This is a genomic window from Clostridioides sp. ZZV15-6597 (genome assembly GCF_020657815.1).
GTDB lineage: Bacteria > Bacillota > Clostridia > Peptostreptococcales > Peptostreptococcaceae > Clostridioides.
This window is the reverse complement of record NZ_JAGWCT010000054.1, coordinates 12,334-27,532: the sequence shown is the minus strand read 5'-3', so window position 1 is coordinate 27,532 and position 15,199 is coordinate 12,334. Positions and strand designations below refer to the sequence as shown.

General features: G+C 27.6%; 13 protein-coding genes and 1 pseudogene. 13 read left to right on the top strand and 1 reads right to left on the bottom strand.

The window, feature by feature from the left end; translation table 11 throughout:
• Nucleotides 1-529 precede the first annotated feature (529 nt).
• The 10 genes and pseudogenes from KGF52_RS12760 to KGF52_RS21660 all read left to right on the top strand — a co-directional run bounded on the left by KGF52_RS12760 (nt 530) and on the right by KGF52_RS21660 (nt 10,502).
• Nucleotides 530-1,456: a hypothetical protein gene (locus tag KGF52_RS12760; protein ID WP_227840439.1), complete on the top strand. Its 927-nt coding sequence runs from the start codon at nt 530-532 to the stop codon at nt 1,454-1,456.
• A gap of 278 nt (nt 1,457-1,734) precedes the next feature.
• Nucleotides 1,735-3,636, top strand: a complete 1,902-nt coding sequence (locus KGF52_RS12755) for a P-loop NTPase fold protein (protein WP_227840438.1) — start codon at nt 1,735-1,737, stop codon at nt 3,634-3,636.
• A gap of 12 nt (nt 3,637-3,648) precedes the next feature.
• Entirely contained in the window at nt 3,649-4,338 is a 690-nt protein-coding gene (locus tag KGF52_RS12750) for a hypothetical protein (RefSeq protein WP_227840437.1), read from the top strand.
• A complete protein-coding gene (gene qatC / locus KGF52_RS12745) occupies nt 4,338-5,756 on the top strand; it encodes a Qat anti-phage system QueC-like protein QatC (RefSeq protein WP_227840436.1) in 1,419 nt (472 codons plus the stop codon). Before KGF52_RS12750 ends, qatC begins: the two co-directional genes overlap by 1 nt.
• The gene (locus KGF52_RS12740; RefSeq protein ID WP_227840435.1) at nt 5,749-6,483 is read left to right on the top strand and encodes a TatD family hydrolase; all 735 of its coding nucleotides are present in this window, start codon (nt 5,749-5,751) and stop codon (nt 6,481-6,483) included. The genes qatC and KGF52_RS12740 overlap by 8 nt, the downstream gene beginning before the upstream one ends.
• Nucleotides 6,484-6,823: 340 nt before the next feature.
• Complete coding sequence (locus tag KGF52_RS12735) at nt 6,824-7,402, top strand: TetR/AcrR family transcriptional regulator (RefSeq protein WP_227840434.1); 579 nt, start codon at nt 6,824-6,826, stop codon at nt 7,400-7,402.
• Nucleotides 7,403-7,458: 56 nt separating this feature from the next.
• Nucleotides 7,459-8,403, top strand: a complete 945-nt coding sequence (locus KGF52_RS12730) for an alpha/beta fold hydrolase (protein ID WP_227840433.1) — start codon at nt 7,459-7,461, stop codon at nt 8,401-8,403.
• A 618-nt stretch (nt 8,404-9,021) separates the two neighbouring features.
• The gene (locus KGF52_RS12725) at nt 9,022-9,423 is read left to right on the top strand and encodes an RNHCP domain-containing protein (protein WP_227840432.1); all 402 of its coding nucleotides are present in this window, start codon (nt 9,022-9,024) and stop codon (nt 9,421-9,423) included.
• A pseudogene (gene rsgA, locus KGF52_RS12720) lies at nt 9,420-10,208 on the top strand (GTPase RsgA); the annotation flags it as partial. The gene KGF52_RS12725 and the pseudogene rsgA, both read left to right, overlap by 4 nt.
• 6 nt (nt 10,209-10,214) lie before the next feature.
• Nucleotides 10,215-10,502 (top strand): hypothetical protein, encoded by a 288-nt coding sequence (locus KGF52_RS21660; protein ID WP_413927396.1) that lies wholly within the window; start codon nt 10,215-10,217, stop codon nt 10,500-10,502.
• A 386-nt stretch (nt 10,503-10,888) separates the two neighbouring features.
• Here the strand turns inward: KGF52_RS21660 and KGF52_RS12715 are convergent, their stop codons facing one another.
• On the bottom strand, nt 10,889-11,845 hold the full coding sequence (locus KGF52_RS12715) for a diguanylate cyclase domain-containing protein (RefSeq protein ID WP_227830020.1): 957 nt from the start codon (nt 11,843-11,845) through the stop codon (nt 10,889-10,891).
• A 711-nt stretch (nt 11,846-12,556) separates the two neighbouring features.
• Here KGF52_RS12715 and KGF52_RS12710 point away from each other — a divergent pair.
• From KGF52_RS12710 to KGF52_RS12700, 3 genes are read left to right on the top strand one after another with little or no spacing between them, the layout of a single operon-like run.
• Nucleotides 12,557-13,552 (top strand): ATP-binding cassette domain-containing protein, encoded by a 996-nt coding sequence (locus KGF52_RS12710; RefSeq protein ID WP_227840431.1) that lies wholly within the window; start codon nt 12,557-12,559, stop codon nt 13,550-13,552.
• Nucleotides 13,539-14,393, top strand: a complete 855-nt coding sequence (locus tag KGF52_RS12705) for an ABC-2 family transporter protein (RefSeq protein ID WP_227840430.1) — start codon at nt 13,539-13,541, stop codon at nt 14,391-14,393. Before KGF52_RS12710 ends, KGF52_RS12705 begins: the two co-directional genes overlap by 14 nt.
• Nucleotides 14,393-15,184 (top strand): ABC-2 family transporter protein, encoded by a 792-nt coding sequence (locus tag KGF52_RS12700; RefSeq protein ID WP_227840429.1) that lies wholly within the window; start codon nt 14,393-14,395, stop codon nt 15,182-15,184. The genes KGF52_RS12705 and KGF52_RS12700 overlap by 1 nt, the downstream gene beginning before the upstream one ends.
• Nucleotides 15,185-15,199 lie beyond the last annotated feature (15 nt).

Genomic DNA, 15,199 nt, shown 5'->3' with positions numbered 1-15,199 from the left:
AGTGTGTATAAGAGACAGTTCTTATGCTATCTGTATATATAATAGAGAGCTTAGCAATATAAAGAAATTAAATTACCCAGAAGATTATGAGAAAATGGATAACTTCTTAAAAAAGTCACTTAATGTAAATAGGACTGAAGAGGTTATATAAATTATTGATGATTATAATTTATTTAAAGAATATATATTTTCACTATAAGATAATGTATAGAAGTATATGAGGTTGTAGAAGCTTTATTACTCAAAGGTATAGTTATCGATAATGAAAAATATAAGTTAATAGGTTTATCACTTTATAACAAGTCAAAATAAAGAGAGCTTAAATAAAAATTAGAAATAGAGTGATGATTTTATAAAAACAAGTAGGAAATCTACTTGTTTTTATTTTAAATAAAGGCTCTATTAGCTTTCTTTGTGATTGTGCTATAATCAAAGTGCATAATTGTTATATTGTGAAATAAAGGTTGATTGTATAGTATTATAGATAAATAAGAATTTGTAGTAATTTAAAGATGAAGGAGATGCTATTATGCAAAAGGCATATAAAAATGAAAATATGGAGAAGTCATATTGCATTTTTTTGGATTTATTAGGGTTTAGCAAGGAAGTATTGCAAAATTGTAAAGATAATCGGGGACAAGAACATTTATTAAGTCTTTTAAAGGCATTAAAAATGGCAATGTCTAAGTTTGAAAATAATGAAGAATATAGTATGAAAGTTTTTACGGACAATATTGTTATAGGTGTTCCACTTAAAAGAATTACTGAATTATCTTCATGGTGTCCAGAAGATGAAATAAATGAATATGGTGGTTATGCATCTGGGGATATTCTATCTGAAATATATGAGAATTATTTTAATTCTATAATAAACCAAGTAATCTTTTATCAATTGGAAATGATGTTAAATAAGTTTTTTGTTAGAGGAGGATGGAGTTGTGGGCACTTATATATGGATTCCAAAATAGTATATGGTGATGCACTGATATTTTCTCATGACTTAGAATCTCAAAAAGCAATATATCCACGAATAATACTTAGTGATGAATTAAAAGAAATGGTTGAACGAATGATATATAATAAAGCTGAGTTAGTGCCTTTTCCATATAATAGAAAATATGAAATACATGGAAATCCAACCATTCCTCAATTACTTAAAGCTGAGGATGAGATTTACTTTGTAAATTATCTTTTTGAAACTATTGAGTGGGAAAATAAATCTGTTAATTTTAAAAAAATACAAATGCACAAAGAAATAATTATTGAAATGATTAATACATATAGTGAAGATACAAGGATTTTAGAAAAATATTGTTGGAGTGCTTTTTATCATAATAAATTTTGTGAGTATTTTATTGGTCATTTTTTAGGACAAAAAATAGATAATGAGTTGTTGATTACGGATATACCATATGTTGATGAAAAATGGTCAATAAATTGGATTGTATATTCTTGATTCAGAGTTCATAAAATTCCAATTTATAGATTGAGCTTGATGAAAAATTTTAATATACTATGAACTAATTTATATCAAATTTAATAAATAACTGTATCTTGGAATTTAAAGTGATTAAATTACTGAGATGCAGTTATTTTTATATTATATTTCTCACAATAATAGCTAATATAGCTTAAATAAAATATCAAGGCAGAGTAGCCTATATTACAACATTTAAGATTAGTATGGTGTATAATAGAAAATAAAGTAAATTTATGCATAATGGAGGGGAATTTATGTGGGCAGATAATGCATCGAAAATAGATATGTTAGCGTATAAACCGTATGCAGAACTTATATATGAGATATCTAACAATGAAAGGATGAATCCATTAACAATAGGTCTTTTTGGTACATGGGGAAGTGGAAAGTCAACATTATTAGGATTAATAGAAGAGAAGATTAAAAATAAAGAAGCTATTAAAGATGGAGTAATTGTAATATCGTTAAATGCATGGATGTTTGAAGGCTATGATGATGCAAAAACAGCTATAATGGGAAGTTTGCTAAAGGCTATAGAAGAAAATAAGGGCATTGATGATAAATTCAAAGATGGATTTAAATCGTTAATTAAAAGGGTTAATTGGTTTAGAGTAGCAGGAACTGTAGCTAAAAATGGTATACCATTAGCGCTAAGCTTAACAACTGGAATACCTATGTTACCAATTGATGGTATGTTTTCTAAAATTAAGAAAACATTTGAAAATAAAGATGATATTCAAAAATTAGAAGATGAGATGAAGAAATTTAAAGAAGAACATTTAAATGAAGACGTTGCTGATAATATTATAGATAATGTAAGGGTATTTAGAGAAGAGTTTGAAAAACAACTTGAAGAAGCAGGAATAAAAAATTTAATTGTTATGATTGATGATTTAGATAGATGTAATCCTGATAGAATACTGGATACATTAGAAGCTATAAAATTATTTTTATCAGTTAAAAGGACTACATTTATAGTTGCGATAGATGAAAGAGTTGTTACTTATGCAGTGAAAAAGAAGTATCCAAGACTTACTGATGAGGATAAATTAGACGTATCAAATGACTATATAGAAAAGATAATCCAATTGCCAATTAGATTGCCAGAACTATCAGAAACGGATATAAAAAACTATATGTTATTTTTAATATGTGAAATGTTTTTAAAGCCAGAAGTAGCAAATGAATTAATGGAAGAGTTATTTGGAAGAGGATTAATATTAAAAGGTGGAATAATCAATTCAAATGATATATTAGATGTATTAAGTAAAAAGGGAAATGATGATATTAATCAATTTTTAAATACAAATAATGAACTTGATGAATTTAAAAATCATTTAATTATATTTGAGAATATAGCAGATGTAGTATCGACAAGTTTAAAAGGAAACCCAAGACAGGCAAAAAGATTTTTAAATACATATTATATACGAAAACGTATGGCTGAAATACAAGGACTTGAACTAAACTTATCTATACTTGCAAAATTAATGGTGCTTGAAGAAATAAACAAGGATTTATTTAATGACCTATATGTATGGCAATCAGCTAATAATGGAAAATCAGAGGAGTTAAAAGAAATATATGAATTAATAAAAGAAGGAAAGGATTTAGCAGAAACACGATATAGTGAATGGAATACGGATAAGCTTAAAAATTGGATATCAGTAGAGCCACATAATATATATGAAGAAGATTTAAGAGAATATTTTTATTTATCAAGAGAATCAATTAATGAAGTTAGTTTTGTAAAAAATAAGCTGTCATTTGATGAAAGAAAAATACTTAATGAGATTTGTGAAGCTGAAGATAAAATGGTTAGAAAAAAATTGGTGGAACAATTAAAAGATAACACAGAAGAAACACGAGAAAGAATTATAAAGGCACTAATAAATAAATTTAGGCAAAATCATAGCTTATTTGAAGATATAGTTAATGTATATAAAAATTTCGATTCATATAGAGAGTTAATAATAAAAGAATTTAAAAATCTAACAACAGATGATATGAAAAGTACAAATATAAATTTATTAGTAGGGTTATATGTAATAGATACTAAAAGAATCGATGAGTTATTAAATTATCTAAAATCACAAAAAATATTTGAATCAAAACATCAAAAGGTATTTGATATGATGAAGAATACGGGAAAGTAAGGGGGAAAAGTTATGGGAACATCAAAAGGATATATTCCACCGAAAGGTTATCTATGGAAAGATGCTAAATCTGCTGTAACTAATATGGCAAAAAATGATTTTGATAATGAATCAATAGGAAAATGCTTAAAGAAATATTCAGAAGCACGACGTAGTACAGAAGGTACTAAACAAAGTAATAGAAAAATAGCATCAACTGGTTCTAAGATGATGAATTTCATTGGATTATTAAATAAGAACGGTTTAAATAATACATTAGAAGAAATTGGATTAAAAAATTTAATAGGTAAAGATAATAATGAAATATTTATGGGATTAATAGAGTATTTTTCACCTGAAACAGAAAGTGTAGAGGATAGTGTAGTGAGAGATTGTGTGTCAGAAATATTAACAGAGGTAGATATATTTGATGAACATAGTATTATATCGGATAAAGATTTACTTCAAAAATTTTTAATAACATACGTACAAAAGAGTTTTATATCAAACTTCTTTGAGAAAATTCAAGGATTGTGTGGAAGTATTAATAAAACTAATAAAGCAATAGGTGAAATTAAAAATAATATAAGAATAACATTAGAAAATAAATATTCAATTGCAGAATTAGCAAATATTAACTGGATGAGTAGAACAGGTAAAGATTTCATGAGCAAAATATGCGATGAAGCATTTGAAATATTTATACTAATGGAGGAATATTAATGAAGATTTGGATTAATAAAGTTGAAGAAGATACATTGGATAGTATAAGTGATGAAGTATTGATTTTTAGCCTTATGAATAAAAATAATAAATCTAATATAAAAACGCATATAGAAGACTTATGGAGAAGGTTTGGGGTGAGTGCGTTATCAGATATAAATGAAGATTTGATTATTTTGGCTATGAGTGTTTTTGCTATTGATAAAAAAGTTCCAAGAAAAGATTTTGATGATAATTGGACAAGACAAATTAAATTGTATTTACCGGTTATAGAAATTGATAGTTGGAATAATGTGAAACAAAGATTAGAAGATATGTTGAGCTTTTTAAGTGGAGATAAGTGGGAAATAAGCTTTAGGGAAAGTAAAGAAAAATACAGAGGAAATAAAGTTAATAAAAGATATAAGTTAATAGAAAAAGAAAACTTTGATTGTGTAAGTTTATTTTCAGGTGGATTAGATTCATTCTGTGGAGCACTAAAATTATTAAATGAAAATCAAAGAACATGTTTTATTGGATTTAAAGAATATAAGATGCTTGGTGGTAGGCAAAATGAAATTTTTAAAAATATAAATGAGGCATTCCCTGATGTAAATAAAGAATTATTGCTATTTAATACAAATCCAAGTATTCCATTAAATGAAAATGGAGAAAAAAATAGCTTAGGAGCAGAAATAACAAGCAGAAGTAGGTCATTTTTATTTTTAGCAGGAGCTTTAGCTGTTGCTTCAATAATAGGAGATGTACCAGTATATATACCCGAAAATGGATTTATTGGTATAAATGTTCCATTAACGGATAGTAGGATAGGAAGTTGTAGTACGAGAACTACTCATCCATACTTTATTAATAAATTTAATGAAATTTTGAATGATATAGGAATAAAGAATAAAATTTTAAATCCATATGCACTAAAATCTAAAGGTGAAATAGTTGAAGAAGTTTCTAACTTAGATGTATTTGATAAAACTGCGTATAAAACAATATCTTGTTCACATCCTTGCCATTCAAGATATGATAAATTACAAACACCGATGAATTGTGGTTATTGTTATCCCTGTTTAATAAGAAAAGCTTCTATGAATAAAGTAAATTATTTAAAAGATGAATATAATCCTTATAACAAATTAAGCAAGACGTTTATTGAAAATAATAACTCAATTGAGGGAAAAGCAAAAGACTTAAAAGCTGTGATGTACAGTCTAAATAGATATATAAATCATATAGATGATGATAATTATATTAATAGGATGTTAATTAAGACAGGTAAATTAGGGTTAGAAGAAATAAGACAATATAATAGAGTTTATAGAGTAAGTATGGAAGAAATAAAAAACATGATAATAGAAGAGGATAAAAATCAATTAGGACTAATAGAATATTTAGGTATAAATATAGGAGAAAATAGAAATGACTAATTTAATAGATTTTCATTTCCACTTAGATTACTATGAAGACTATAGAAATAAATATAAATACATTAATGAAAAATTGATTTATACATTATGTATGACTAATATGCCAGAACTATATGAAGCTAATACAAGTATTTTCAAGGTGACAAAATATATTAAATTTGCTTTAGGATTTAATCCTCAATTAGCAGGAAGTGAAAAATTTAATAAAAGAATATTTAATAAATATTTAGATACTACAAAATACATTGGAGAAGTAGGTTTAGATTATTCAAGGGAGTATATAGGTTCAAAAAATAAGCAAAAGGAAATATTTGAATATATTTGTTCAGTAGTAGCAGGTAAAGATAAAATAATGTCAATTCATTCAAGAAGTGCAGAAGAAGATGTTCTTAGTATATTGGTTAAAAATAATATTAAATATGCTGTTTTTCATTGGTATACAGGAAGTTTAGCTACATTAGAAAAGATAATTAAAGAGGGATATTACGTTTCAGTAAATAGTTCAATGATGAAAACAAAAAAGGGATTAGAAATAATTCAAAGTATACCATTAGATAGAATTTTAGTGGAGTCAGATGGTCCATTTACGAAAGTAGGAAATAAAGTATCTGAACCTGAAAATTTACATTTAATATATAAGAAGTTAAGTGAGGTATTAGGCTTAAATAGTGAAGAGTTGGTAAACAAAAACTTAAAGACACTTTTATGTAGAAGTATTCAAGAGTAAAATGAAAGATAGATAGCATATAAAAAGAGTAATAAGAGTCTGGTAAACTTAATTTTAAAAATTAAAAAACAGAGATAAATAATAGCTACATCATAATTTAATATATAGTCTGTCTACAAAGCACATACAATGCATGTGGAAACTGTAGCTAAGATAATCAAGCAATAGCAACGTTTATATTAAGATTTAAACAATAAAAACAGGAAAGGCTCTTTAGGGAGCCTTTTTTCTATTTCATAATTCAATAATGAACAAAATTAAAGTTCTGTTTTTTAATAATGAACATACATTGTAATTATTATTCTCTGCAAGTATGATATTTCTAGGAGGATTACTAAAGATGCAGATAAAAAAAGAAGAAATAAAAAAGAAAATTGCAGAAGTTGCAACAAATGAATTTTTAAAAAAAGGTTATGAAAATTCTTCTATGAGAACTATAGCAAAAAAAGCTCATACATCTATTGGAAATATGTATAATTACTATCCTAATAAGGAAGCACTTTTGAAATTTATAATAATGCCAACTATCAATGTAGTTGAGGAAAATCTATCAAAGCACATTTGCTTAGAAGAAAATAAAGTGTTAACAAAGGAATCAGCTTTACTATATCTAGAGGATTTAAACAACTTTTTAGAAAAAAGTGGATTTAAATATTTTCTAAATAAAAATATGATTATTCTTCTTAAGTTAGAAAGCACTAATTTAGTAGTTTACAAAGAAAGAATTATTAATGATTTATGTAAGCATTTACAATGGCATTTAAACATAGAAGATTTTCATTATTCTAAAATGATAATTAATATGTTAATAGATTGTATGAAATACATACTCATTGAGTATGAGGACTCATATGAAGCATACTTGCAGTTTTCTAAAATATTTCGCATACTTTGTACGGGATTAATTGGACAAATATAACAATATTGTCTAAAAATAAAATATCATTAATTAAAATGAGAGGAGCATAGTAAAATATGCAATATTATTACAATCAAACAGAATGGAAATTAGTTCAACCATATTTACCTTTAAATAATCAGTTAAGAGAAAAAAATTTAACTAACGAATATTTTATAAAATGGGAAGGAATAAACATTCATATTGACCACTATAAAGTTGATAATCACAAGGGTACTGTTATTGTATTTCATGGGGTTGGTGGGAATGGGCGATTGCTTTCAAGTCTTTCTCTACCTTTAGTAGAAGCAGGATATGAAGTGATTTGCCCTGATTTGCCACTTTATGGGAATACAGAAATTTTAAGTGTTTTGGAAATTACTTATGATACATGGGTTGATTGTGGGACTTTTTTGCTTAACTACTTTCAAGATAAAGGTAAAAAAATATCATTATTTGGACTAAGTGCAGGCGGATTTTTAGCATATCAAGTGGCCTGTAATTGTAAAAATATATATGCATTAATGGCTTCTTGCTTTTTAGACCAACGTATTCCAATAATAATTGAACAAACAGCTATTTCACCACTCATAGGAAAAGTAAGCAAAAAATGCTTACCTATAGCAAATAAATTATTTCCCAATTTCAAGATACCAATTAAACTAGTTGGCAATATGAAAAAAATTGTAAATAATAAAAACTTAGCTAAAATTCTTATCAAGGATAAAAAATCTTCTGGAAGTAAGGTAACAATCTCTTTTTTATATCGGATGCTGAACCCTTCTGTTAGTATAGAGCCAGAAAATTTTAATGATTGTCCAGTATTATTAGTTCATCCTGAAAATGATTGTTGGACAGATATATCATTAAGTAAACTGTTTTTTGACCGATTAACAGGCGATAAAAGGATTACTATGCTTGAAGGTGCAGGGCATTTTCCAATAGAAGAAAATGGATTGAATAAAATGAGTAGTACTTGTATTATATTTTTGGGACACTGTTATAAAATAACAAATTTATAGAATTATATTTATTCTCTCTATCTATTATCATAAGAAAAAATATAAAAACACTTAATATAAAAAATTAATATTGAGTGAATATTAGATTTGAAAAAGCCCCTAAATGCTATAGAATAAAGAAATTAGACAAACCTAAATATATGAGTACATTAAATTATACTTGAATATAAAAATATTTTGTGGTAAAATATCAGCAATAATATTAGTAAAGGAGTGTCTTGCTTTATGTCAGAGTTATATATAATGGTAACCAACAAATAAATAGTTGGAGACACATATGTATTCTGTTTAATCAGAATTTTTAAGTGTATTTTTGATACATTTAATTGTTGTGTCTTACTCTGCCTTTATAGATAACTAACATATGACAACAAATAATAATATTATTATATATTACTTTGTTAAATTATGGTGTAGTGGGCTTTAATCTGCTACACCGTTATTAATTTTACATAGTGTTATTTTGAATATAATTATGTTGAAATAGAAAAGATTAAATTTTCTAGTCCACAGGAGTTTTCTGTTTTTGTGTAGGTAAATATGTATACTACATAAAGAGGCAGATATAAATACCTGTGGATTTTTTTGTGGAAAATACAAGATATGGAGGATTTAAAAATGAATTATACAAATAGAAAGCGAGCTTATTATCAGGATAACACTTGTCTAGATAATTTTATTTGCAAAAAGTGTGGTTGCCTTGTAATTCCAGAAGGCTCTGGGACACAGCATAGAAATCACTGTCCTCATTGCCTACACAGTCTTCATGTGGATATTATTCCTGGTGACCGTGCCGCAGATTGTGATGGTGATATGGAACCCATTGGAGTATGGGTAAGAAAAAATGGTGAGTGGGCAATCATTCATCGTTGTACACGCTGTGGTCATCTTAGCTCTAACCGAGTGGCAGCAGATGACAATCCAATGAAATTAATGTCGATTGCATTAAAGCCATTAGCACAGCCACCTTTCCCTTTGGAAAAAATCACTGAAATCATGGAGAAGGAGGAAGAAAAATGAAGAGCACAGAGCAGATTGATTTGAGAGAATATGGTCTGGACGACAGTTTTATTGCTCAGATTGTCGAATATCCTGATTTGTACCTTGCACGAATTGTGTCACAGGAAAAGAGTATATATCAGGCTATCTGTGCAAATGGTGAACTTTTTGCAGAAGTTTCAGGAAAACTACGTTTTGAGGCTACCATACCATCTGACTTTCCAGCTGTTGGCGATTTCGTTATGTTGGATCGTTGCACTGACAAAAATGGTAATGCTATTATTCATCATGTGCTCCGCAGAAAAAACCTGTTCGTGCGTAAGGCTTCTGGAAAGACAAATGAGGAGCAGGTGGTTGCAGCTAACATTGACATTGTTTTTCTGTGCATGTCATTGAACAAGGATTTCAATCTTCATCGATTGGAGAGGTATCTGTCTCTAGCATGGGAAAGTGGGGCTATTCCAGTAGTGATACTCACTAAAGCGGACCTGTGTGACAACTTGCTTCGCAAGCTACAGGTAATTGATTCTGTAGCTTTTGGTGTGGATGTAGTCGTTACCTCATCTATAGAGCCATATGGATGGCAACAGATTTTCAAGTATATCAAACCTGGATGTACTGTTGCTCTGCTTGGCTCCTCAGGAGTCGGAAAGTCTTCATTAATTAATTGTCTGTTGGGTGAGGAATGACTGAATACAAAGGAAATTCGCATAGATGATGATAAGGGGCGACATGCCACGACTAGAAGGGAGTTGTTTCTAATCTCAGGTGGGGGTATAGTTATTGACACACCAGGTATGCGAGAGTTAGGAATGTGGGATGTTTCAAATGGACTGGATAAAAGCTTTACAGATGTGGAAGTTTATTTCGGAAAATGTCGTTTCCGCAACTGTACCCATACCTCAGAACCAGGCTGTGCTATTTGGTCAGCCATTGAGCAGGGTAAACTTTCGCCTAAAAGGTGGGAATCTTATCGTAGGCTGAAAACCGAAGCAGTCTTTGCAGAAGATAAGGGCAACTATTTGGCAGAAAAGGAAAAGAAATTCAAAAACATTGCAAAAATAAATAAAACAATTCAAAAATATTTAAAAAATAAATAAGATAATTCAAACCTGAGTGTAGTCATTTTTACCTATTTATTCATTCGTTGATGGATTGAAAAGCTACTTATTTATTGAAGTTTTAGTTATCTGAGAGCTAGAGGAACAGACACAGAGCCGATGAACTTGTGAGTAGTAGCAGTTATCGGCTCTGTGTCTAGATACTTTTTATGTTCTTTTAGTATCCATTTACAAATACATCAAATAATGCTTAAAAGCAGTTGTTGCATTTACTTATCTAACAAAAGGCGTTTGTGGTTGTAATCACCAATAGGATTCTTACTATAGATGTATAATTATATAGATGTATCAGTTTAAATAAAGATAGAATAAAGCAATAACATACCAGTTAGGAGGTTATTTTATACATCTGAAATTCTTTAATCTTAAAACCAACTAAAATTTCCTTTGTTGTTTCGTTTTGTATAATATAGAGCATAATCAGATTGTTTATATAAAGATTGAAAAGTATCTAAATTACTTTCTAGTTTTGATATACCTATAGAGCAAGAATTGCTATCAGAACATAACTTTGCAACTTTTTTTGCCTTATTTTCAACATCTTCCTTAGACTGATTGATATATTCAAATACAGCAAATTCATCTCCTCCAAGCCTTCCAATAATAGCATCATTGGCAAACACTTTAGTCAAAATATTAGCAAATTGTATTAATATTTCATCTCCTCTAACATGGCCAAATATATCATTTATTTGCTTAAAATTATCTAAATCAAAAATATAAAAATACCCACATGAAGTAGTTTCTAGCATTTCTTTTATATGTACTTCAAAAAAATGACGATTATATAATCCAGTCATAAGGTCTTTTTCTGATTTTAACTTAAACTCATGAGCCATAGCTAGAGCTTCCTTTGCTTTTTCAGTTATTGTTTTAGGATAGTATTCATCTTTTGCTTGCTCAAAGTTTGGAATAGAATGGTGTACATGGAGCAGTGTGATTTTACCATCTATAACTTTGTATACCATAGTAAATCTAGTATCCATTTCTATATATATGTCTTTTTCTAAGTACTCTTCTTCTATTACCCATAGCGTTCCATATACTATAAAAGTTTCATTTGTAACTTTAGTACATGAGTACCATTCATCTATAATTTTAAAATTTATTTCTTCTGATTCTTGTTGGTCTTTTTCAAGATTTATAATGAAGTTTTCTAATGATGTATAGAATTCATGCTTTCCTGTTCCAAACAATGTAAAATTATCATCTAATAAAGAAATGATAAATTGTACGCCATCATCATCTGGATTTAAAGTATAAATGTGCCAGATTTTTTTTGATAAATCACATAATTGTTCTTGTACTGTATTATTTTCCATAGAGTAACCCCTTAAGATTTTTAGTTTATAATTCTTTTAGTTAGTACTATTTATTTGGAAGCTTGTGACAATATTATAATATAAAATTAAAAAAATTGCATCTGATTTGTATAATAGTGTACTTTGGAAGAAGGGAGTATAGGAGTGTTATTTCTAATATAAATACTGTATTTTTAAATTTTGCTTAAACTAATTAATGAAATTAAATTTCAATTGTAAATAAATAAGATAAATATATGAGTATCTTAAATTATACTTGAACATAGAAAAGTTTTATGATAGAATATCAACAATAATATTAGTAAAGGAGTGTCTTAATGTCGGAGTTATATATAATGGTAACCAACAAATAAATAGTTGGAGACGCATATGTATTCTGTTTAATCAGAATTTTTAAGTGTATTTTTGATACATTTAATTGTTGTGTCTTGCTCTGCCTTTATAGATAACTAACATATGACAACAAATAATAATATTATTATATATTACTTTGTTAAATTGTGGTGTAGTGGGTTTTAATCTGCTACACCTTTATTAATTTTACATAGTGTTATTTTGAATATAATTATGTTGAAATAGAAAAGATTAAATTTTCTAGTCCACAGGAGTTTTCTGTTTTTGTGTAGGTAAATATGTATACCACATAAAAAGGCAGATATAAATACCTGTGGACTTTTTTTGTAGAAAATACAAGATATGGAGGCAATAAAAATGAGTATTATTGAACTTAATGAACTGACTAAATCTTATAGAAGATTTGAGAAAGAGCCAGGACTTATGGGAAGCATAAAATCTTTATTTAATAGAAAATATACAGAAAAAACAGCTATATCATCCCTTGATTTAAAAATAGAGGAAGGAGAATTTGTCGGATTAATAGGTCAAAATGGAGCTGGAAAAACAACTCTTGTTAAGATGATGACTGGAATTATTGCGCCATCATCTGGAAAAATTTCTGTCATGGGTTATTATCCAAATAAGTTAGAAAATAATTTTAAAAAACAATATGCTGTTGTTATGGGGCAAAAAAGTCAGCTATTTTTTGAATTGACACCAGCAGATACATTTCTATTGTTTAAAGAACTATATGATATATCTGATGAAGAGTATAAAAAGAATTTGGATTACTTTATAGAGTTGTTTGAAGTATCTGATTATCTAAATGTTCAAGTTAGAACACTTTCTTTAGGAGAAAGAATGAAAATGGAGCTTATTGTAGCACTTCTTCATAATCCTAAAATTTTATTTTTAGATGAACCAACAATAGGTCTAGATGCAGTGGCACAAAAACAAATTAGGTATTTTCTGAAAGAAGTAAATGAGAAAAAAGGTACTACAATAATGCTTACATCTCATTATATGGAAGATATTAAGAGCCTTTGTAGTCGAAGTATTGTCATAGAAAATAGTCATAAAATATATGATGGCTCTACAGATGAATTATTTAACCATTTTCAAAAATACAAGAAAATAACAGTTAGTTTTACTGATGAAACCAAAATTTTATTTCCAAAAGACTGTAAGATTATTGAGCAAACAAAACATAAAACATCAGTAATTGTGCCAAAAGAAAAGGGGAATGAAACTGTTAAATGGATTTTTGATAAGTATGATGTTGAGGATGTAACAATTGAAGAAGAAGATATAGGGAATGTTGTAGAACGAATATACAAAGAAGGATGTGAAGAGTATTATGAACAACTATAATGAAGCATATTCAAGACAATCATTGTTTTATAAATTTAAACAAAATATAAGAAAGTACTATGAAATAGCTAAAATTAATTTCAAAGTACAACTTATTTGGAGGTTTGATGTAGTAGTTAACATGATGTTTACTATTATAAAAATTTTATTTGCTTATATTTTGTGGAAGGCAATTTTTGGTGAAAATGACATAGTTTCTGGCTTTACATTTAATTCAATGTTGTCTTATTATATAATAAGTTCATTTTTATCAGGTATTGATATGTCAAGAAGTACAAGTGAGGAGATATGCAATCGTGTAAAGTTGGGTACATTTTCAAAATACATGATTATTCCGATTGATACACAAAATTATTTTTTTGCTAAAAATTTAGGAATGACCTTTTTTTACTTAGTATTTAATCTAACTTCTGCTTTTGTATGGATTTTTATATTTAAAATAGATTTTGCTTTTACATCAAATCCAATACAAATTTTAATTTCAATTTTGATGATTTTCTTAGGGCTTGTTTTTATGATTCAGCTTCATTTCTTTATTGGAATTTTATCATTTAAATTTCTAGAGATTGTTTTTTTTAGAATGATAATCGATAATATAACTGAATTTGTTACAGGAACAATGATACCACTTGTACTTTTACCAGAAGTTGTAGTAACTATTATGAAGTTCTTTCCATTTTATTACACAACCTATTTACCATCTATGTTATTAATAGGTAGAAATAGTAATGAGGCAGTGCAAGGACTGATTATTATAGCATTATGGGTCTTATTCTTTTTTATATTAAATAAAATTGTCTATAAAAGGATGAGAATACTATTTGATGGGGTGGGGATATAATGAAAAAAAATTTTAAAATAATATTTATGTTACTAAAAATGAAATTATCAAAAATGATGGTGTTTAGATTTGATTTCTTTGGAGCATTTTTTGTAGATAGTTCATTATTTATATTACAATTGTTAATGTTTAATGGTATTTATTCTCATGTAGATTCAATAGGAGGTTGGCATCGTGGAGATATGCTAATATTTATAGGAACTTTTTCATTAATAAATGCTATAAATATGACCATTTTCTGTTTTGGAATCTATGATATTCCACGCAAAATTCAAGAAGGAGAATTAGATTATTATATTACAAAGCCAATAGACCCATTGTTTAGATTGACATTTGAGAATATTAATATTGGTTCATCACCTTTAATTTTGGCAAGTGTCTTTATAGTTGTATATGGAATATCTGAATTAAATTCAGAAATAACTTTTATTATGATAATAGCATATATATGTATGGTTTTATTGATGACATTGCTTTTTTATGATGTGTGTATTATATTTCGAACAATTTCATTTTTTGTTATATCATCCTCTGCTATAATGAGATTAGAAGGTAATTTACTACCAATGAATATGAAAATTCCAGGTGTAATTTATGAAGGTATTTTTAAACTACTATTTTATTTGATTTTGCCATATGGAATTATGTCAACAATCCCAACTCAAATTTTGTCTGGGACATTAAAAATAAAAGGGTTAATCTACTCAATTGGTATTGTATTTGTTTTTACAGTATTTATGTGGAGATTTTGGAAACTAGGAATGAAACATTATAAAAGTGCAAGTATTTAATAAGTTATCAGTTTT

Coding starts and splice junctions, on each gene's coding strand:
- KGF52_RS12760 (WP_227840439.1), top strand. CDS start 530: ATGCAAAAGGCATATAAAAATGAAAATATGGAGAAGTCATATTGCATT.
- KGF52_RS12755 (WP_227840438.1), top strand. CDS start 1,735: ATGTGGGCAGATAATGCATCGAAAATAGATATGTTAGCGTATAAACCG.
- KGF52_RS12750 (WP_227840437.1), top strand. CDS start 3,649: ATGGGAACATCAAAAGGATATATTCCACCGAAAGGTTATCTATGGAAA.
- qatC (WP_227840436.1), top strand. CDS start 4,338: ATGAAGATTTGGATTAATAAAGTTGAAGAAGATACATTGGATAGTATA.
- KGF52_RS12740 (WP_227840435.1), top strand. CDS start 5,749: ATGACTAATTTAATAGATTTTCATTTCCACTTAGATTACTATGAAGAC.
- KGF52_RS12735 (WP_227840434.1), top strand. CDS start 6,824: ATGCAGATAAAAAAAGAAGAAATAAAAAAGAAAATTGCAGAAGTTGCA.
- KGF52_RS12730 (WP_227840433.1), top strand. CDS start 7,459: ATGCAATATTATTACAATCAAACAGAATGGAAATTAGTTCAACCATAT.
- KGF52_RS12725 (WP_227840432.1), top strand. CDS start 9,022: ATGAATTATACAAATAGAAAGCGAGCTTATTATCAGGATAACACTTGT.
- KGF52_RS21660 (WP_413927396.1), top strand. CDS start 10,215: ATGTGGGATGTTTCAAATGGACTGGATAAAAGCTTTACAGATGTGGAA.
- KGF52_RS12715 (WP_227830020.1), bottom strand. CDS start 11,845: ATGGAAAATAATACAGTACAAGAACAATTATGTGATTTATCAAAAAAA.
- KGF52_RS12710 (WP_227840431.1), top strand. CDS start 12,557: ATGAGTATTATTGAACTTAATGAACTGACTAAATCTTATAGAAGATTT.
- KGF52_RS12705 (WP_227840430.1), top strand. CDS start 13,539: ATGAACAACTATAATGAAGCATATTCAAGACAATCATTGTTTTATAAA.
- KGF52_RS12700 (WP_227840429.1), top strand. CDS start 14,393: ATGAAAAAAAATTTTAAAATAATATTTATGTTACTAAAAATGAAATTA.